This is a genomic window from Cupriavidus basilensis, from assembly GCF_000876015.1.
GTDB classification, from domain to species: domain Bacteria; phylum Pseudomonadota; class Gammaproteobacteria; order Burkholderiales; family Burkholderiaceae; genus Cupriavidus; species Cupriavidus basilensis_B.
This window is the reverse complement of record NZ_BBQM01000015.1, coordinates 429,390-446,958: the sequence shown is the minus strand read 5'-3', so window position 1 is coordinate 446,958 and position 17,569 is coordinate 429,390. Positions and strand designations below refer to the sequence as shown.

Below are 17,569 nucleotides of genomic sequence, written 5' to 3'. Positions count from 1 at the left end.
CATGAAATGGGGGCCGGCGCCCGGGTGCGACCCCGGGCGCCGGGCTTGCCTTTGTTACACCTTGATGTCGACGTTCTGGCCCAGGTGCGGCGGGTTGCTGGCGGCCACGCTGGCCGGCGCCACCGACGCCAGCAGCGCGGCCACGCCCTCGGCCTGCAGGTCCAGCGATTTGCGCAGCATCAGCAAGGGCACCGGGTCGGAACCGGCGTTGCTTGCCGCGCTGACGATGGCAGTATCCATGAGTGAATCGTCCTGTTTCGGGTTGCGGTTGGTGGTGCGGGTGGCCGGGATGCCGGCAGGCCGGCCGGAAAAAGCCGCGGCGCCACGCGCGGGAGGGATTCCTGCCAGTTTGTTGTCGGCCCGCCGCGACAAAGCTTTAGCGCGGCGGGCGGAACGTTTATGATAGGCAACCCCGCGCGCTCGTCCGCCGGGTCCGGAACAGCGGGCGGGGGAAAGACCGGATCGCCGGGGCGGTGGCCGCACCGGGCGGCGCGCCGGCGAAGATTGCCGCAAGAATTCCGGCAAGGATTCCGGCAGGACCAGTCACCAAAAAGAACATCATGGGTCGGGCGAAAAAAATAGCGGGCCGCATCGCGATTTCGTGTTTGACTGCCGGCATCTCCCTGCCCGGCCTGGCGCTGGATTCGGCGCAGTTGTACGAGCGCGAGTCGCCCAGCATCTGGGTCGTCACCGTGTTCGACGCCCAGGGCGGGCGCATCGGCCTGGGCAGCTCGGTGGTGATCGGGCCGGAGGAGCTGGTCACCAACTGCCACGTGCTCAGGAACGGCAAGTCCATCGGCATCCGGCGCGAGAACACCGCGCACAGCGCGCGCCTGGTGCATGCCGACGTGGAGCGCGACCTGTGCATCCTCCACGCCAGGGGGCTGGCCGCGCCGGCCGTGAAGATCGCCCCGCTCGCCTCGCTCAAGGTCGGCCAGAAGGTCTATGCCATCGGCGCGCCGCGCGGCTATGAGCTGACCCTGAGCGACGGCCTGCTGTCCTCCCTGAACCGCGACGCCGCCGACCGCGTGGTGCGCCTGCAGACCACCGCGCCGATCTCGCCGGGCTCCAGCGGCGGCGGCCTGTTCAATACCGACGGCCAGCTGATCGGCATCACCTACCTGATGCGCGCCGACGCGCAGAACCTCAATTTCGCCGTGCCCGCGCAGTGGATCGACGAGGTGCCGGCGCGCTCGGCGCTGGCGCTGCAGCGCTTTCGCAGCGAGGCCGCGGCCGTGCCGGCGGCCGCGGCGCCCGCGCGGGCGCTGCCTCCGCCGGCGCCGCAGCCGCTGCCGGCCGGCACGCAGGACCGGCAACTGACCGGCGCCGAACTGGCCGCGCATTTCACGCATCTCGGGCGCGTGGACGCCACCGCGCCGTCCGGCATCACGCTGTGGCTGAACATCCGCGAGAGCGGCGAGCTGGACGTGACCAATGCCGTCAGCCGCGGCTACTCGCCGGGCCGCTACCGTATCGAGCCGGACAGCGGCCAGGTCTGCATCGACATGGACAACCCCAAGTTCAGGACCATGCAGACGTGCTACCGGCTGACCGAGGCCGGCGGGCGCTACGTGATGCGCTCGGTCTCCAGCCCCTATTACTTTTCCTACGTGAAATAACGTGAAACAGCACGGCACGCCCTCCCTGTCCTGCCCGCCGTCCACGGGCATGCATTCCATGCGTCGCGCCGCCACGGCCGCCGCCGTGGCCGCCGCCCTGCTGCTCGGCGGCTGCGCGCCGGCGACCGTCGGCGTCTCCACGCGCGCCACCGACTACAGCGGCAAACCCACGCGCCTGTACGTGGTGGGCATGACCGGCATGGGCTGGGACAGCGATTTCTCGCAGGCCTTCGCCGCCAAGTTCCGCGAGGTGGCCGGGCAGTGCGGCGTGGCGGCGGCCTATGACGAGCTGTCCGGCCTGGAGCTGGACCCGAACGCCATCAACGGCCGCATGCGCGCGTTCCACGCCGACGCGCTGCTCACCATCTCCAGCGGCGGCGGCGTGCTCAGCGCCTACGGCCAGCGCCTGTCGATCCGCTACGCCAGCACGCTGACCGACGTCCGGCTGCGGCGCCCGGTCTGGAAGGGCCAGTACACCTTCAGCCGCGGCTCCACGGCGATCCCGATCGAGGAACGCGCCGCGGTGTTCGCCATCGACCTCACCAACAACCTGAAGAAAGACGGTTTCCTGAACGGCTGCGCGCCGATCGCGCTGGGCCAGAACGGCCGGCTGGACCCGGCGGCGGTGCCGGTGATCGTGCATGGCGCGCCCATCCGGCCGCCCGTGGCGGCGGACGGCGCGGGCGCCGCGGTGGTGGCGCATGGCCCGGCCGCGGGCCAGGCCGCCAATCAGGCCGCCAACCCGGCCGCCACGCCGGGCGTGCCCGGCGGCGCGACGCTGCGCGACCTGCAGGACCTGCTGCCGAAGTAAGCGGGCGCCGCGCGCCTCCCGAGGCACACCGCCTTTGCCATTGGCGGCAATGTGGGTGTTCTGTGCGCGGCAGCCGCCTGCGTTACCATGACGGTCCCGGTTTCTCCCCGTGCCCGCGCCCGGCACCGCGCGCGCCGCCCGCCTCCGCTTCCGCCATTGCCGCCACTCCCGCCATTGCCATGACTTCTGCTCTCCTGCTCGAAAACATCCACGACACCGCCGTAGAACGCTTCAAGGAAGCGCTCGTCACCGTGGAGCGCCGCAGCGGCGCGCTCGCCGGCGAAGAACTGCACCGCGCGCCGCAGGCGCACCAGATCCTCGGCATCCGCTCCGCCACGCACCTGGGCGCGCCGGAGATCGAGGCCGCCCGCCACCTGCTGGCCATCGGCTGCTTCTGCATCGGCACCTCGCAGGTCGACCTCGACGCGGCCGCGCGCGCGGGCATGCCGGTGTTCAACGCGCCGTTCTCGAATACGCGCTCGGTGGCCGAGCTGGTGATCGCCGAGGCCATCCTGCTGCTGCGCCGCGTGCCGGAGAAGAACACGCTCGCGCACGCAGGCAAGTGGGCCAAGGGCGCCAGCGGCTCGTTCGAGGCGCGCGGCAAGACCATCGCCATCGTCGGCTACGGCAACATCGGCTCGCAGGTGGGCGTGCTGGCCGAGGCGATGGGCATGCGGGTGGTGTACTACGACGTGCAGGCCAAGCTGTCGCTGGGCTCGGCGCGCGCGGCGCGCTCGCTGGCCGACGCGGTGTCGCACGCGGACATCGTGACGCTGCACGTGCCGGCCACCGCGCAGACGAAGAAGATGATCGACGCCGCCGTGCTGCGCCAGTTCAAGCGCGGCGCGATCCTCATCAATGCCTCGCGCGGCACCGTGGTGGACATCGAGGCGCTGCGCGCGGCCTGCGACGACAACCACATCGCCGGCCTGGCCATCGACGTGTTCCCCGAGGAGCCGAAGACCAACGCGGACCGCTTCACCAGCCCGCTGCAGGGCGTGCCCAACGCCATCCTGACGCCGCACATCGGCGGCAGCACGGAAGAGGCGCAGGAAAACATCGGCACCGAGGTCGCCACCAAGCTGATCGCCTTCCTGCGCACCGGCGACACCGTCGGCGCGGTCAACTTCCCCGAGGTAAGCCCGGGCCCGCTGACCTCGCCGGCGCGGCTGCTCAACGTGCACGGCAACGCACCGGGCGCGCTGGCCGCGCTCAACACGCTGCTCGCGCGCGACGGCGTCAACATCGTGGCGCAGCACCTGCAGACGCGCGGGGAAATGGGCTATGTGGTGACCGATCTCGACAAGGCGCCGTCGGCCGAACTGGTGGCCGCGCTGGACCAAGAAAGCGCATTCATCCGCTGCCGCGTGCTGCGCAACGAGCAGGGCTGACGCGAACGCCGCGGCGGCAGGCCGGCGGCCCGCCGCCGACGCACGCGGACCGGTCCGCGCGGATCAGCTCACGCGGAAATGCTCGACCGACTGGCCGGCATTGACCGCGCGCACCAGCCACGAGGGCATCGCGCCCTCGCCGTCCCACACCTGGCCTTCGGCGTTGCGGTAGCGGCGCGCGGGGGTGGCGGAAGGCGCGCCTGAAGGCGCGGCGGCTGGCGCCGGTTCGGCCTGCGCTTCGCGCGGCGGCCGGCTGGCCGGCGCGTCCGCCCGCGCACTCATCCGCTCATCCTTCCGCTCGATCTTCCCTCCGGCTTCCGGCTGCGCCGAAACCTCGGCCGGCGCCGCGGCCGGCATGGCCAGCGCCGCCTGGGCGTTGGCCGCGTTCTGCTGGCCCAGCCGTTTCTTGCGCTGCTGCCGCGGCGTCGCCGGCGGCGCGGTGACGGGCGCCGCCGGCAGCAGGCCGGCGGTCGGGCCGAGCGGCTCCACGACCAGCGTTGCGGCCGGCCTGGCCGCCGCAGGCGCCTGCTCCGCTGACGGCGCATCCACCGCCTCATCCTCCACACTCTCCACACGCACCGCCGGCGCCGCTGCCGCGAGCGCGGCCTCGATGTCCTCGGCGGTGATGCCCAGCCGCTCCATCTGGACGCGGATCCAGACAATGGCGGCGACTCTCTTCACGTCGGGGGAAACGTCGGCCGAGGCATCGGCGGGAACGGCCGGAGGAAGGTCCGGAGGAAGGTCCGATGAAGGGTCCGGTGAGGCGGCGGGGGCGATAGCGGTAGACACGATTAAAAACCAATAGAAGATGCGGGTAGACGGTTCATCATGCGGCGCTCTGCGCACACCCCTGACCCTGAAGCTCGCACATGATAGCCGAGCGCGGAAGCCGCCTCCCCGGACGGCACGAATGCCCGCCGGGCGGCGGCCGCGAGCGGCCTCTCCCCCTGCGCGAAAGCCACCGCGAAGCTGCTGGAAATCACACAATTCAAATGAGAACGATTATCATATGCGGCTTGCGCGCGGCGGCCGGCCACCGCGCAACGCTGCCGCCTCCATAGGACATATAGCCAATGCCTCGCCTCATTTCCACCGCCTCGCGAACAACTGTCGTGCCCGGCACGGCCGCCCCGGAGGCGCGCGCATGCGCCTGAGCCGCAACGGCCGCTATCGCCTCGGCGTGGCCTCGCGCGTGGTGGCCGCCATCGGCGGCGGCTACGTGCTGGCGGCGCTGGCCACCGGCCTGCTGGCGGTGGTGCTGCCGATGCCGCCGGCCGAGGCGGTGATGACCGCCACGCTGCTGTCGTTCTCGCTGTACGCATGCGCCGTGCTGTGGGTGTTCGCCGTGGGCAGCGCATGGCGCGCGTGGACCGGGCTGGCGGTGGCCGCCGCCGTCCTCGGCACCATCCTCGCGGCCGCGCTGGCCGCCGTGCGGAGCGGCGCATGAGGGCCGGCCTGCGCCAGTCGATGGCGTGGCTGCATGGCTGGTCCGGCCTGCTGGTGTGCTGGGTGCTGCTGCTGGTGTTCTGCGGCGGCACGGCCAGCTACTTCAAGGACGAGATCACGCTGTGGATGAAACCGGAGCTGCACCGCGCGGCGGCCGCGCCGGTGCCGCCCGCCGAGGCCGCCACCCACGCGGTGGCGTTCCTGCAGCACAACGCGCCGCGCTCGCCGCGCTGGTTCATCAGCCTGCCCGACGAGCGCAGCCCGGTGACGCAGGTGCTGTGGATACGCGCGCCCGGCGAGCCCGGCTCCGGCATCGGCGGCAGCCGCGGCCGCTTCGAAAGCCGCACGCTGGACCCCGCCACCGGCGCCTTCCTCGGCACCGTGCGCGACACGCGCGGCGGCGAGTTCCTCTACCGGCTGCACTTCGACCTGTACTACATGCAGCCGCTGTGGGCCCGCTGGATCATCGGCGCGTGCGCGATGTGCATGCTGGTGGCCATCCTCAGCGGCGTCATCACGCACCGGCGCATCTTCCAGGACATCTTCACGTTCCGCCCGCGCAAGGGCCAGCGCTCGTGGCTCGACGCGCACAACGCCACCGCCGTGCTGGCGCTGCCGTTCCACCTGATGATCACGTACACCGGGCTGGTGACGCTGATGTTCATGTACATGCCGTGGGGCGTGCAGACGGCCTACCGCGGCGACCTGCAGGCCTTCAACAACGAAGCCTTCGGCCGCGCGCCGCTGGGCTTGCCCAGCGGCCAGGCCGCGCCGCTGGTGCCGGTGGCGCCGCTGGTCGCGCAGGCCATGCGGCACTGGAACGGCGCCGGGCCGAGCCGCGTGGCGATCACGCTGGCCGGCGACGCCAACGCCACCGTCACCATCTCGCGCGGCAGCGCCGGCGCGCTGTCCGTCGACGAGCCGTCGATGCGCTTCGACGGCGCCACCGGCAAGCTGGTCGCCACCAACGGCGACGCGCCGGCACCCGCCAGCCAGACGCGCGGCGTGATGGTCGGCCTGCACGAGGCGCATTTCGCCGGGCCGCTGCTGCGCGCGCTGTTCTTCGTCAGCGGGCTGTCGGGCTGCGTGATGGTCGCCACCGGCGCGCTGCTGTGGGGCGTGAAGACGCGCCAGCGGCAGGCCAAGGCGCTGGCCGCCGGCGCCCGCCCCTCGTTCGGACTGCGGCTGGTGGACGCGCTCAACATCGGCGCCGTCGCCGGCCTGCCGATCGCGTTCGCGGCCTACTTCTGGGCCAACCGGCTGCTACCGGTGGCGATGGCCCACCGCCCCGACGCCGAGATCCGCGCGTTCTTCGCCGCCTGGGCGGTGGCCGCGGTGCTGGCGCAGCTGCACCCCGCGCGCGCCATGTGGCGCGCGCAGCTGTGGACCGGCGCGCTGATGCTCGCCGGCATTCCCGTGCTCAACGCGCTCACCACGGACACGCACCTCGGCGCGACGCTGCTGCGGGGACAGGGGCCGGCCGCGGTGGCCGGCTTCGACCTCACGGTGCTGGCGCTGGGCATCGCGCTGGGCGCGGCGGCGTGGGTGCTCGGCCGCCGCACGGCGGCGCGCAAGGCGGTGCCCGCGGCGCACCAGCCGCACGGCGCGCGCGACGCCAAGGGGGCGACATGAACGGCCTCGCCTTCCTGGCCGCGCTGGCGCTGGTGTTCAGCGGCTTCAGCACGCTGAGCCAGACGCTCGACCGGCACTATGCCGACCGCAACGGCCGCGGCAGCGTGCCCAGCGCCGCCGAGCGCGTGCGCCTGCACGGCCTGGGCTGGGCCGCGCTGGCCCTGGCACTGGCGGCGTGCGTGCTGGAACAAGGCTGGCCGATGGGCACCGTGGCCTGGGTCGGCATGCTGACGCTGGGCGCGCTGCCGGTGGTGCTGCTGCTGTCCTGCGCGCCCGCCCTGGCGCTGCGCGCGGCGGGCTGGAGCGGCGCGCTCGGCGGCTGCGGGCTGCTGGCGCTGCGCGCGCTGCCCTGAGCGCGCGCGGTGCCGAACATTGCCAGGCGGCGGCGCGGACAAACGCGCCACGCTCTCCGGCGGCGAAGCCTGCCTCTCGAGGATATGAAGGCCCGCCCGCCGCCGCCGGCTATCATGACGGCCATGCCAACCGAACGCCCCCCGCTTCAAGCCATGTCCGACCAGACCCCCGCCCAGCCTGCCCAAGACACGCCCGCGAGCCCGGCCTGGGCACTGGAGAATCCCTTCCTCGAATCGCTCGACGTGACCATCGTGGCATGGGAGCCCGACCTCGTGCGCATGTCGCTGACGCCGCAGCCGGCGCATCTCAACAATACCGGCGTGGTCCAGGGCGGCATCCTGGCCACGCTGCTCGATGCCGCGGGCGGTTATGCCGGCCTGTTCCCCGAAGGCGGCGTGCGGCGCGCGGCCACCACCATCTCGCTCAACGTCAACTACGTCGCCTCCGGGAAGCTGGAGCTGCTTACCGTAGTGGGCCGCCGCGTGGGCGGCGGGCGCCGTGTGTTCTTCTCCCACGCCGAAGTCACCGACAGCCAGGGCCGCGTGATCGCCACCGCGCAGGCGGCGTTCCGCCGCAAGGACCCGGCGGCGCCGGCCTGAAGCGGCGGCGCTATTCCCGTTCGTGCCCGCCATGCGCGGACAGCGGCGGCGCGATGTCCTCCAGCGCCCGCCGCTCGGCGTTGACCGCATAGCGCAGCGCGAACAGGCCCGCGACGATCACCAGCGCCGCGCCGATGCCGTAGCCGGCGGCCACGGCGGCGCGGCTGCCGCTGGCGATCAGCGTGCCGAACAGCAGCGGCCCGACGAAGCCGCCGCTGCCCGTGCCCACGGCGTAGAACACCGAGATCGCCAGCGCGCGCGTCTCCAGCGGAAAGACTTCGCTGACCGTGAGATAGGCCGAGCTGGCCGCGGCCGACGCCAGGAAGAACACGGCGGACCAGCACAGCGCCTGGCTGCGCGCATCGAGCCAGCCCTGCATGAAGGCCCAGCCCGTCAGCGCCAGCCCCACGCCGGAGAGCACGTAGGTCAGCGCGATCATGCGGCGGCGCCCCACGCGGTCGAACAGCGGCCCGAGCAGCAGCGGCCCCAGCACGTTGCCGAGCGCGAACGGGAACATGTACAGCCCCACGCGGTTGTCCGGCACGGCGTAGAAGCGCGTGAGCACCAGCGCGTAGGTGAAGAAGATGGCGTTGTAGAAGAACGCCTGCGAGACCATCAGCGCCAGCGCCACGGCGCTGCGCAGCCGGTAGCGGCGCAGCAGCACGCCGGCCACTTCGCGCAGCGTGGCCGCGCCGCGCCGCGCGAGGGCGATGCTGCCGGCCGCCGCCGGCAGCGCGCCGCACTGGGCCCGCACCTGCGCCTCGATGGCGACGACGATGCGCTCGGCTTCGTCCGCGCGCCCGTGCAGGAGCAGCCAGCGCGGGCTCTCGGGCACGTCGCGCCGCACCAGCAGGATCGCCACCGCGAGCAGCGCGCCCAGCGCGAAGGCGGCGCGCCAGCCCAGCGCCGGGCCCAGCACGCGCGGGTCCAGCAGCAGCAGGCTCAGGCCCGCGCCGAGCGCCGCGCCCAGCCAGAAGCTGCCGTTGATGGCGAGATTGACGCGCCCGCGCACGCGCGCCGGGATCAGTTCGTCGATGGCCGAGTTGATGGCCGCGTACTCCCCGCCGATGCCCAGCCCGGTCAGGAAGCGGCACACCGCGAAGAACCCGAAGCCCGGCGCAAACGCCGTGGCAAAGGTGGCCGCCGCGTACACCGCCAGCGTCACCAGGAACAGCGTCTTGCGGCCGAAGCGGTCGGCCAGGCGGCCGAACACCAGCGCGCCGGCCACGGCGCCCGCCACGTACAGCGAGCCGAGCCAGCCTACCTGCGCGGCATCCAGCCCTAGCCCCTCGGGCTGCTCGAGCACGCCGCCGAGCGAGCCCACCAGCGTGACCTCCAGCCCGTCCAGCACCCACGCCACGCCCAGCGCGGCCACCACGCGCCAGTGCCAGCGCGACCACGGCAGCCGGTCCAGCCGCGCGGGGATGTCGCTGTGCACCGCGCGCGCGGCCGGTACGTCCGGCATGGTCTGCACAAGCGGCATGGACAGGCTCCGGTGGACACCACAGCGCGGCGACCCGGCCTTTGCGTGCGGCGCGGCCATCGGCGGCAAGCCTTCATCATAGGCAGAATTCGGGCGGCGTCCGCGTCCCATCGTCCTCGTGGCCGGCGACGGACCCGGCGTGGCCGCCTCGCCGCCACTGGCGCCTGCTTCACTTTTTGATCCAAGTCAAGCAAATGGCAGAGCACAAACCCTACGGTGTTGGGGGCGTCAAGCGGGGCCGGGAATGAGACACTGCGTTCGGGCGGGAAAGCCTCTCGCCCATGTCACTTCTTCAATGCCCCCGGAGTCATTTCCCTGCGGGCATTTTTTTTGCCCGCGCCCCGCCGGCCGCTCGTGGCGCGAAGCGCTTTTTTACATCGATCGGAAAATCAGGGATGCCCGGTGCCGGCACCGCCACGCGGGCGAACGCGCGCCGCCGGCGCGCCCCTGCGGCCGGAAGTCCCGCCGGGCCGCGGGCGTGCAAGTCGACCGCAAGCGGGCTGTGCCCCGCGCGACGCGTGGCACGATTCCTGCGCGCCACCGGCATCGCGACATCGCGCGCGGCCCGGCCGGGCGGCGGGCATCGCGCAACAGGGAGGTAGCCTCATGGCTGGGGCTTCGCAGGCCGCGGGCGACGCGCGCGGCCCCGTTTTTCCCGGCCGGCGCGGCGTACCCGGAATGGCCCGGCCGCGTCAATAGTCCTTCGCGCTTACTCCCACGAGAGGGAGCCGCGCCATGCCGCCCGGGCGCACAATGCGCCCGTGGCCGTACCTGTCGGCATGCAACCTTGCCGGTAACGGCAGATCCTGGACCGAGCCCCTATGATCCGGAACCCGAAATCCCTGACCGACGCGGCGCCAGCGGGCAACCGCCCGCAGCCCGGCGGCGAACCCACGCGGCAGCAGCTCGCCGAGCGCCGCACGCGCGCGCTGGCCGATGCGCTCGAAGAAGCCATCCGCCGCCCGGCGCCGGCCGCCGGCACGGCAAGCGCGCGGCGCCGCGCGGCAGGCCAGTCGTCCTGAAGGCCGGATATCCGGCCCGCTAATCGGCCAGCGGAAAACCGAACACGTCCCGCGCGAGGTCGCGCTCGAAAGCCTCCGTCCACCTGACCGGGCCGTCCCGGTACTCGCGCGCCTCGCCGCCCGTCACGCGGACCACCGCGATCCGGCGCGGCGGCCGGCCGGCATCGCCGTCCCCCGCCGCCGCCGCGCTGACCTCGAAATCTTCCTGGGCAAATCCGTGCAGCGCGCAGGCCGACGCGAACGCGTCGCGCTCCTGCGCCGGCAGTTCGTGGAACCGCAATTGCGCCATCGCCGTCTCCCGGAAAACCGCCGCGCAGGCCGGCGGGTCATGAGACAGGCAGTATCGCAGCAAGGGGATTGGGCGGGCAACATGGCGCGGCGGCGCCTTGCCCCGGAGCGCCTTGGGGACAGGCGGCGGCAGGCAGCTACCGCGGCCGTTCGAACGCCGGCAGCGACGCCTGGTAAGCCTCCAGCAAGGTCCGCGTCAGCGCCTGGCCGTGATGGCTGTCGGCGCGGAAGGCATCGGGAATCTCCCACTCGAAGAAACCGTCCTCGGCAAAGGTGGCGCGCCCTTCCTGCTCGATCAGGATCGCGTGAAACGGCACCAGCCGCTCCTTCAGGTCGTCGCCGAGCAGGAAGCGGGAGAACCGGTACCTGCCCACCAGATGGCCGTCCCACTGCGCGAAGCCGAACTGCGCGTAGAGGCGGCCGACGGCGGTATGCAGCGTGAAGCTTTCTTCCTCGTCGCCGGGCAGTCCCGCGCAGGCCACGATCACGTCGGGCAGGAAACCGTCATGCGCGAGGCACGCGCTGACGAATTTCCGGAAGCGCGCCGCGTGGCCGCGCAGGCGCGCGACGCGCCTTGCTCCGTTCGCGGCTGCATTGCCCTGTCCCCTGATTGCCATCATTCCCGTCCCCGGCCGTGAAGTGCCGACAGTCTCCATGCCGCCGCCGGCGGCGGCAATAACACTTCCTGGGGGAAATTTCGCGCCGCGCCCGGCAGCCGCCGGCGCTTCTGCCCGGGCGACGTCTTCAACGATCCCTGCCCGCAGGCGGCGATGATGGTCGCGACCAAGGCCTGGCGCGGCCCCGCCGCTTCATGCTCCGGGTACAGTAGCGGATACGTCGAATACAAGACCAGCCCGCACGACACGGAGACAAGATGAACACAATCGGCATGATCGGCATCGGCATGATGGGCCACGGCATCGCCACCAACCTCGCCAGGCACGGCCACCCGCTGGTGCTGCTGGACCACCCCGGCAACCAGCCGCTGGACCGGCTGCTGGCCGCGGGCGCCGTCACCGCCGCCACGCCGGCCGAGGTGGCGCGCGCCGCCGATACCGTGATCCTGTGCGTGACCGGCACCCCGGAAGTGGAGGACGCCCTGTTCCGCGCCGACGGCGTGCTGGCCGGCCTGCGCCCGGGCACGGTGGTGATCGACTGCTCCACCGCGATTCCGTCCTCCACCGTGCGCATCGCCGAGGCCGTGGCGCGTGCCGGCGGCCGCTTTCTCGACACGCCGATGACGCGCACGCCCAGGGAAGCCGCCGAGGGCCGCCTCAACCTGATCGTCGGCGGCGAGCGCGCGCTGTTCGAGCAATGCCGCCCGCTGCTGGCCTGCTTCGCCGAGAACATCGTCTACGCCGGCCCCACCGGCTCCGGCCACCGGCTCAAGCTGCTGCACAACTACGTCTCGCTGGGCTTCTCCGCCGTGCTCGCCGAAGCCGCCGCCTGCGCCGGGCGCGCCGAGGTCGACCCGGCCGTGCTGCTGGAAGTGCTGTCCACGGGCGGCGGCGACAGCGTGGTGCTCGACCGCCTGCGTCCCTACATCGAATCGGGGGACGACTCGGGCTTCCGCTTCACGCTGGCCAACGCGCGCAAGGACATGGGCTACTACACCACGATGGCGCGCGAACTCGGCGCCGCGCGCGCCACCGCCGAGGCCGTGCTGGGCACCTACGAGCAGGCCGCCGGCAGCGAGCGGCCGCAGGCCACGGTGCCCGAGCTGATCGGCATCCTCGGCGGGAAGCTCGCGGGCTGAAAAAAAACGGCCCGGCATGCGCAAGGCATCCGGGCCGCGGTCCAGGCGACAGGCGGGAATCCGGCTTAGATGTCGTCGACCTTCTTCGGTTTTTCCGATGCCGATGCCGGCAGCGCGGCGATCTTGCCGGACTTGGCCAGCTTGAGCAGGCCTTCGCCGATCTTCGCCGTGCTGACCGCCTGCGCGCCGACCGACGTGACCACATCCTTGAGCGCGCCAAGGCGCGGCAGCAGGGTCGGGTTGGAGGTCACGCCCGACACCAGCGCGGTGCTGCCTTCGGCCAGTTGCTTGTCCTTGAGCACGCCCAGCATGAAGGTGAAGGCGGCATTGCCGAACGAGGCCAGTTGCGCCTGGTTCATGGTCTTGAGCTTGTCCTGCACTTCCTGGCTCGCCAGCGACTTCTGCAGCGCGGTGGCTTCGTCGTCGCGGATCTTGTTGATCGCCGCGGCCTTCTCGGCGGGGTCGGCGATGGCGTTGGCAGTGGCCAGCCGGGCTTCCTGCTCGGCGATGTCCTGCTTGCTCGCCACCGCCTTGAAAATGTGGCGGCTGGAGGTGCCGATCATCTGGTCGGCTTCCTGCGCGGTCTGGATGAAGGCATCGATGTCGCCCGCGGACACGGCGGCGCCCGAGGTGCCGCCGCCCACGCCCGGGATGGCCGCGGCGAGGTTGCCCAGGCCGAACGCCATGACCGGCGCGGTGGAGGTCAGCAGGATGCCTGCCATCAGGGCGCCCAGGAGTGCGGATGTTTTTTTCACAGCGTGTTTTCCTTAGTTGGGATTCAGCAATTGCTTCATGACAGCATCGAGACCGGCGCGGGTGTCCTTGTCCAGGTCGATGCGTTGCAGCACGCCGACGTTGTCGGCGTCCGCCGCGGCCGGGTAGCCGTTCGACGTAAAGGCGTGCTCCAGGATGGCCTGGCCGGCGGCGCTGCCGCCCGCCTTCTGCCGGTAGGCCAGGCGGATGCCATAGCCCTGCGCGCACATGCCGTCGTCGCAGGTCCGTTCCTTCGGGTCGATGCGGTACAGCGCTTCCAGGCACTTGTCGTAGGCGCCCGGGCGCAATTCGAGATTGCCGGCAAAGCCGGACTGCCCGCCGACCTTGCCCTTCACCAGCGCGGCCAGCCCCGGGTTCATCATGACCACGGGCGCCTGCGCGGCGCTGGCGTAGGCCAGCCAGTCGAAGCGCTCCAGCGCCACCGAGCCCACCTGGCTCTTCTGCGCCGGGCAATACGCCACGCGCTGGCCGGACGCGCCGGCACTGGCCACGCTGTCGAACAGCACGAGGTCGCCGGCCGCGGGCCGGGGCGGCTTGCCGGCCACCGGCAGGACCGGCGAGGCCGTGACGCGCGCGCCGTCGCGGCCGACCACGCTCGCTTCCCAGGTGGGCACCAGCGCGTCCTCGGCAATGCCGCCGGGCCGGCCCGCGTTGCGATAGGTGCGGATGGTGTCGCCGATCTGCAGGTTCATGCCGGGATCGTCGACCTCGAAGTTGTCGCCGGCCGCCCCGCTCACCTGCAGCGACAGCGGCTTGAAGCGGACCTCCTTGCCGAAGCGCTCGGCCAGCTCGTTGAGCGCGTTCTTCAGCACCACCTCGCGGCGGTCGGCGGCGTTGAAGCCCGACTTGTCCGTCACCGTGTCGTCGATGCGCTGGCTCACGTCGGCCGCGTACAGCACGCGCCCGTCGCGCGAGAGCAGCTCCGCGAAGACCCAGGCCTGGTAGCTCTGCCGGGCCTTGTAGCTGAGGTTGGTCGGCAGCTCGTAGTGGCGCGCCGGCGGCACCACCATGCGGATGAAATAGTCGGGCAGCGCGCGCCTGCCGCTGACCTCGTGCCCGATCCTGGTGTGGCTGTCGATGGACGCCTGGACCTGGCTGAAGTTGGCGTTGAGCGGCAGCGTGGCGAACGGCGCGCCGCTGCCGAGCTTGTCGGTAAACAGCTGGGTGCTGACCGCATCCGACAAGTCCGGGTTGCCGTCGCTGACCAGCGCCAGCACGCGCGGCTTGCGCACGTCCGACAGCGCCATCGTGTTGGCGCGGCTGAACACCGCGCCATCCCTGGGCGCGCCCAGCACCGGCACGGCCACCGCATAGCGCTGGCCGGCGTACTCCACGCGGATCTCGGACTCGCCGTCGTTCAGGACGTCGCCCTTGCCGATGCCGGCCTGGTAGCCCTGGTCCAGGATGACGAAGCCGCGCCAGGTGTCGGCCACCCGGGTCTCGACCACGTAGGGGTTGAACTGCGCGGCCGCGGCGGCCAGCGTGCTGTCCAGCAGCGCGGCAAAGCCCGCGCGGTAGGCGGCGGCCACCTTGGCATCGATGCCGGCGGCGCCCTGCGCCTGCGCGACGGTCAGCACGTCGTAGCGGGTCTGGCTGAACGACTGCAGCACCTCTCCGGTCATCGGGTTGCTGAAATACACGCTCAGCGTGATCGGCAGGTAGATGTCGGTGGTGCCGTCGCTCTTGTCGATCCGGTAGCGCGACACGCGTGTGACCTGCACCGACAGCGCCAGCGTGCGCAGGCGGTTCTTGCTGTCCAGGTCCGGCGCCAGCGCCTTGAAGTGGGCCTGCGCGCGCTCCTGCAGCAGCGCGCTCGCCTGCTTCACGTCCAGCGCCGGGCGGAAGGCCGGGTCGACCTTGCTGCTGCCCGCGCCCGCGGCGCCGTCGTCGAAGAAGATGCCCGGGACCACGTACAGGCCCGCCGCCGGCGCGGCCGCGGCGTGGCCGGCCCAGCCGGCGGCCGCGGCGATGGCGGCGCCGAGCGCCACGATATGCCGGCGCATCTCAGCGTCCCGCCTTGGGCTTGCCGCAGCCATTCATGCACAGGGTGACGATGTTGCCGTCGACCATCGAGTCGAGCCCGGCGAACAGCGGATTGCCGCCAAGGGCCATCGCCACGGCCTGGTCCAGCGGGTCGCTGCCCTTGTAGGTCGCCACCACCTCCAGCTGGCTCGCGCCGGCCTGGCGCTGCACGGCCTTGTCCAGCCCCGGCACGTTCTTGAGCGCCTGGTTGAAGGCGGTGCGGCTCATCAGCGAAAGATTGCCGCCGGTCAGGCGGATGACGTACTCCGCGCCGTACATGGTGCGCTTCTTGGCGAACTCCTGGATGCGCTTGCCCACCTGGTTGCCGAGGCTGCCGGCGAGCTTGACGGCCAGCCGGGCGCGGCAATCGTCGGACGACACGCCGGTCGCGGTTTCCGATTGCGTGGCCGAGCCGATGTCCTCGCCGGTCTTGGTGGAGAAGGTCTTGGTGCTGGCCACGCCCGTGCACGCGGGCTGGCCCGAGTTCCGGTCCACGCCCAGGTCATAGATCACCGACGAGCCGATCATCAGGTAGTCCGCGGTGGCTTCCTGGCGCGCGAAGTCCACGTACCTGGCCAGCTCGGCGCCGTTCTCGAGCTGGTCCAGCGTGATGGCGCGGTTGCCGAAGTACTTGCTCTTGAAGATGGCGTTGTCGAGCACCTTGATGTCGAGGTCGCCCAGCTGGCCCTTGAGCTCGTTGTAGGTGTAGTTCTTCTTGTCCGGGCCGGTGTTCTGCGGCTGGTACTTGACCAGCTTGCGGAAGTAGGTGTTGTTGTGGTCCTCGGCGCTGACGTTGCGCGCGTATGCCGATTGCGACGACGAGGCCGCGGCCACGTTGCTGCTGCTGGCCGCCGCCACCTGGCGCGAGGCCGCGCCCGCGGCCTGGTGGCTGCTGGCGCTGGCGGCGTCGTAGCGCGCGCTGTCGCGGCCCGCCACCGCGGCCTGGCCGCCGTAGCCGTCCTGCGCGGCGCCCGCCACCTGCGTGTCGCGCGCGGCGCTGACGCGGCCGGCCGAGGCATCCTTCACGGCATAGGCGGCCTGCTCCTTGGAGGCATAGGCGGCCTTGCTGCTGGCGGCATAAGCCGATTTGCTCGCGCTGGAAGCGGCTTCCTTCTCGTTGTAGCTGGCGCCCTCCTCGTGGCGGAACTCGGTCAGTTCTTCCAGCGGCGCGCGCAGGTTGGTCGGCGTGGTGAAGAACTCGTCCATCATCACCAGGATCGGCTGGCTGCGCGTGGTGGTGGTGTTCAGGGCCAGGCCCAGGTCGCTGATCTCCGTGCGCAGGGCCTTGTCGTCCATGCGCAGCGTGATGCTGACGCGGTACTCGCCGTCGGCCGAGCTGGGCGTGGCGCCGTAGAACGACTCCTCGCCCACCTGCACCACGAGGTCGTCCAGCCTGGCCTGTACCTCGGGGTTCTTGCTGGTGCCGGCGCCCACCACCTTGTCCAGCGCCGCCAGCACGGCATTGCGCCTGGCCTGGCGCAGCGCCGAGGTGCGCACCGAGTTCAGGTCTTCGGAGATCTTCGCCGTGCCGACGCCGCGCGCCTCGATGTCCATCGCGTACGCGGCCGGCGCGGCCACCACGGCCGCGATTGCCGCGCACAGCAGCGTCTTGTTGAAAGCGTTCATGTTTCTGGGTGCTGGAATCAGTTGGAAATCTTGACCGACACATCGCCGGCGCGCGCCTCGATGCCGGCCGCGGTCTGCTCGATGGCGGTGTCGCCCGCCGCTGCCGCCTGCCTGGTCACGCTGAAGCGCTGCAGCAGCGGCTGGTATTCGCTGGACGAGCGCAGCGGCGCGAGATAGGGGCTGGCGTCGATGCGCGCGCCGTCGCGCATGCCGTTGGCCAGCGCGGTCTCCAGCGCGGCGAGCGCGCCCAGCCGGCTGCCGACGGCCGCCTTGGCTTCGGCCGCCGCCATCCAGGCATCCGCGTTCTTGGGGTCCGCCGCCGTCAGCTGGTCCGCCAGCGCCGCGGCCTGGCCGAAGTTCTTGTCGGCGAGCGTGGCCTGCACCTGCGCCACCGTCGGCGCGGCGCCACCGCCGTCGATCCCCGGGAAATTGCAGGCGGCAGCGAGCAGCGCCGCCGCCAGCATGGTGGGAGGCAGCAGCCTGTTGATTCGGTTCATGGTCGTCAGTCTCGTATCAAGGATCCGCTCTGCGCGCCGGTGCGCGGAGCACCGTCTGCCCGGATGGGCCGGCGGCGGTTTTTCAACCGGCGCCTTCTCTTGCAGGGCGCCTTGCAAGTCCCCGTTATCGGCCTGACGCCGCGGTTCTTTAATGTCGAAGCGATATCGTGAAGAAAACCCGCAGGCGGCACGAATCAGGCCGCTGCACAATGCGTCTGACGAGGGGTATGGCGGGCAATGCGGGGGCGG

At 71.6% G+C, this 17,569-nt stretch carries 18 protein-coding genes; 9 read left to right on the top strand and 9 right to left on the bottom strand.

Translation table 11 applies throughout. The features are described 5' to 3' along the window. Positions 1-54: 54 nt before the first annotated feature. Positions 55-240 carry a YjfB family protein gene (locus KF708C_RS15960; RefSeq protein ID WP_020205827.1) on the bottom strand — a complete coding sequence of 62 codons (186 nt, stop codon included), beginning with the start codon at positions 238-240 and terminating at the stop codon, positions 55-57. A gap of 365 nt (positions 241-605) precedes the next feature. Between KF708C_RS15960 and KF708C_RS15955 the strand changes: the two genes are divergently transcribed. From KF708C_RS15955 to serA, 3 genes are all read left to right on the top strand, one after another. Then, positions 606-1,619 (top strand): S1C family serine protease, encoded by a 1,014-nt coding sequence (locus KF708C_RS15955; RefSeq protein WP_059412554.1) that lies wholly within the window; start codon positions 606-608, stop codon positions 1,617-1,619. 49 nt (positions 1,620-1,668) lie between these two features. Then, positions 1,669-2,430 (top strand): hypothetical protein, encoded by a 762-nt coding sequence (locus KF708C_RS15950; RefSeq protein WP_059412553.1) that lies wholly within the window; start codon positions 1,669-1,671, stop codon positions 2,428-2,430. Between the two features lie 179 nt (positions 2,431-2,609). After that, positions 2,610-3,821 carry a phosphoglycerate dehydrogenase gene (serA, locus tag KF708C_RS15945; RefSeq protein WP_020203382.1) on the top strand — a complete coding sequence of 404 codons (1,212 nt, stop codon included), beginning with the start codon at positions 2,610-2,612 and terminating at the stop codon, positions 3,819-3,821. 63 nt (positions 3,822-3,884) lie between these two features. Here the strand turns inward: serA and KF708C_RS37030 are convergent, their stop codons facing one another. After that, positions 3,885-4,667, bottom strand: a complete 783-nt coding sequence (locus KF708C_RS37030) for an H-NS family nucleoid-associated regulatory protein (protein WP_370552832.1) — start codon at positions 4,665-4,667, stop codon at positions 3,885-3,887. A 298-nt stretch (positions 4,668-4,965) separates the two neighbouring features. Here KF708C_RS37030 and KF708C_RS15935 point away from each other — a divergent pair, with 298 nt between their 5' ends. The 4 genes from KF708C_RS15935 to KF708C_RS15920 all read left to right on the top strand — a co-directional run bounded on the left by KF708C_RS15935 (position 4,966) and on the right by KF708C_RS15920 (position 7,852). Continuing rightward, complete coding sequence (locus KF708C_RS15935; RefSeq protein ID WP_059412552.1) at positions 4,966-5,268, top strand: DUF3649 domain-containing protein; 303 nt, start codon at positions 4,966-4,968, stop codon at positions 5,266-5,268. Beyond that, a complete protein-coding gene (locus tag KF708C_RS15930) occupies positions 5,265-6,899 on the top strand; it encodes a PepSY-associated TM helix domain-containing protein (protein WP_059412551.1) in 1,635 nt (544 codons plus the stop codon). The genes KF708C_RS15935 and KF708C_RS15930 overlap by 4 nt, the downstream gene beginning before the upstream one ends. After that, on the top strand, positions 6,896-7,252 hold the full coding sequence (locus KF708C_RS15925; RefSeq protein ID WP_059412550.1) for a DUF3325 domain-containing protein: 357 nt from the start codon (positions 6,896-6,898) through the stop codon (positions 7,250-7,252). Before KF708C_RS15930 ends, KF708C_RS15925 begins: the two co-directional genes overlap by 4 nt. Before the next feature lie 153 nt (positions 7,253-7,405). Further along, on the top strand, positions 7,406-7,852 hold the full coding sequence (locus KF708C_RS15920) for a PaaI family thioesterase (protein ID WP_059412549.1): 447 nt from the start codon (positions 7,406-7,408) through the stop codon (positions 7,850-7,852). Positions 7,853-7,862: 10 nt separating this feature from the next. On the opposite strand, the gene KF708C_RS15915 is transcribed toward KF708C_RS15920, so the two are convergent. Further along, a complete protein-coding gene (locus tag KF708C_RS15915; protein ID WP_059412548.1) occupies positions 7,863-9,335 on the bottom strand; it encodes an MFS transporter in 1,473 nt (490 codons plus the stop codon). 821 nt (positions 9,336-10,156) lie between these two features. Here KF708C_RS15915 and KF708C_RS15910 point away from each other — a divergent pair. Next, the gene (locus tag KF708C_RS15910) at positions 10,157-10,357 is read left to right on the top strand and encodes a hypothetical protein (RefSeq protein ID WP_059412547.1); all 201 of its coding nucleotides are present in this window, start codon (positions 10,157-10,159) and stop codon (positions 10,355-10,357) included. A gap of 19 nt (positions 10,358-10,376) precedes the next feature. On the opposite strand, the gene KF708C_RS15905 is transcribed toward KF708C_RS15910, so the two are convergent. Together KF708C_RS15905 and KF708C_RS15900 are read right to left on the bottom strand one after the other, a co-directional pair. Further along, the gene (locus tag KF708C_RS15905; protein WP_020203390.1) at positions 10,377-10,646 is read right to left on the bottom strand and encodes a hypothetical protein; all 270 of its coding nucleotides are present in this window, start codon (positions 10,644-10,646) and stop codon (positions 10,377-10,379) included. A 136-nt stretch (positions 10,647-10,782) separates the two neighbouring features. After that, positions 10,783-11,265: a hypothetical protein gene (locus tag KF708C_RS15900; RefSeq protein ID WP_020203391.1), complete on the bottom strand. Its 483-nt coding sequence runs from the start codon at positions 11,263-11,265 to the stop codon at positions 10,783-10,785. 254 nt (positions 11,266-11,519) lie between these two features. Between KF708C_RS15900 and KF708C_RS15895 the strand changes: the two genes are divergently transcribed. Further along, positions 11,520-12,401, top strand: a complete 882-nt coding sequence (locus tag KF708C_RS15895) for an NAD(P)-dependent oxidoreductase (protein WP_059412546.1) — start codon at positions 11,520-11,522, stop codon at positions 12,399-12,401. Between the two features lie 65 nt (positions 12,402-12,466). Here the strand turns inward: KF708C_RS15895 and KF708C_RS15890 are convergent, their stop codons facing one another. Genes KF708C_RS15890 through KF708C_RS15875 form a run of 4 tightly spaced genes read right to left on the bottom strand, consistent with a single transcriptional unit; the run spans position 12,467 to position 17,320 of the window. Next, complete coding sequence (locus KF708C_RS15890) at positions 12,467-13,156, bottom strand: hypothetical protein (RefSeq protein WP_020203393.1); 690 nt, start codon at positions 13,154-13,156, stop codon at positions 12,467-12,469. Between the two features lie 12 nt (positions 13,157-13,168). Then, positions 13,169-15,178, bottom strand: coding sequence for a hypothetical protein (locus tag KF708C_RS15885; RefSeq protein WP_059412545.1), 2,010 nt, complete (start codon positions 15,176-15,178; stop codon positions 13,169-13,171). Between the two features lies 1 nt (position 15,179). Next, positions 15,180-16,823 carry a hypothetical protein gene (locus KF708C_RS15880; protein ID WP_020423802.1) on the bottom strand — a complete coding sequence of 548 codons (1,644 nt, stop codon included), beginning with the start codon at positions 16,821-16,823 and terminating at the stop codon, positions 15,180-15,182. 17 nt (positions 16,824-16,840) lie between these two features. Next, positions 16,841-17,320 (bottom strand): hypothetical protein, encoded by a 480-nt coding sequence (locus KF708C_RS15875; protein ID WP_020423803.1) that lies wholly within the window; start codon positions 17,318-17,320, stop codon positions 16,841-16,843. Between the last annotated feature and the right edge of the window lie 249 nt (positions 17,321-17,569).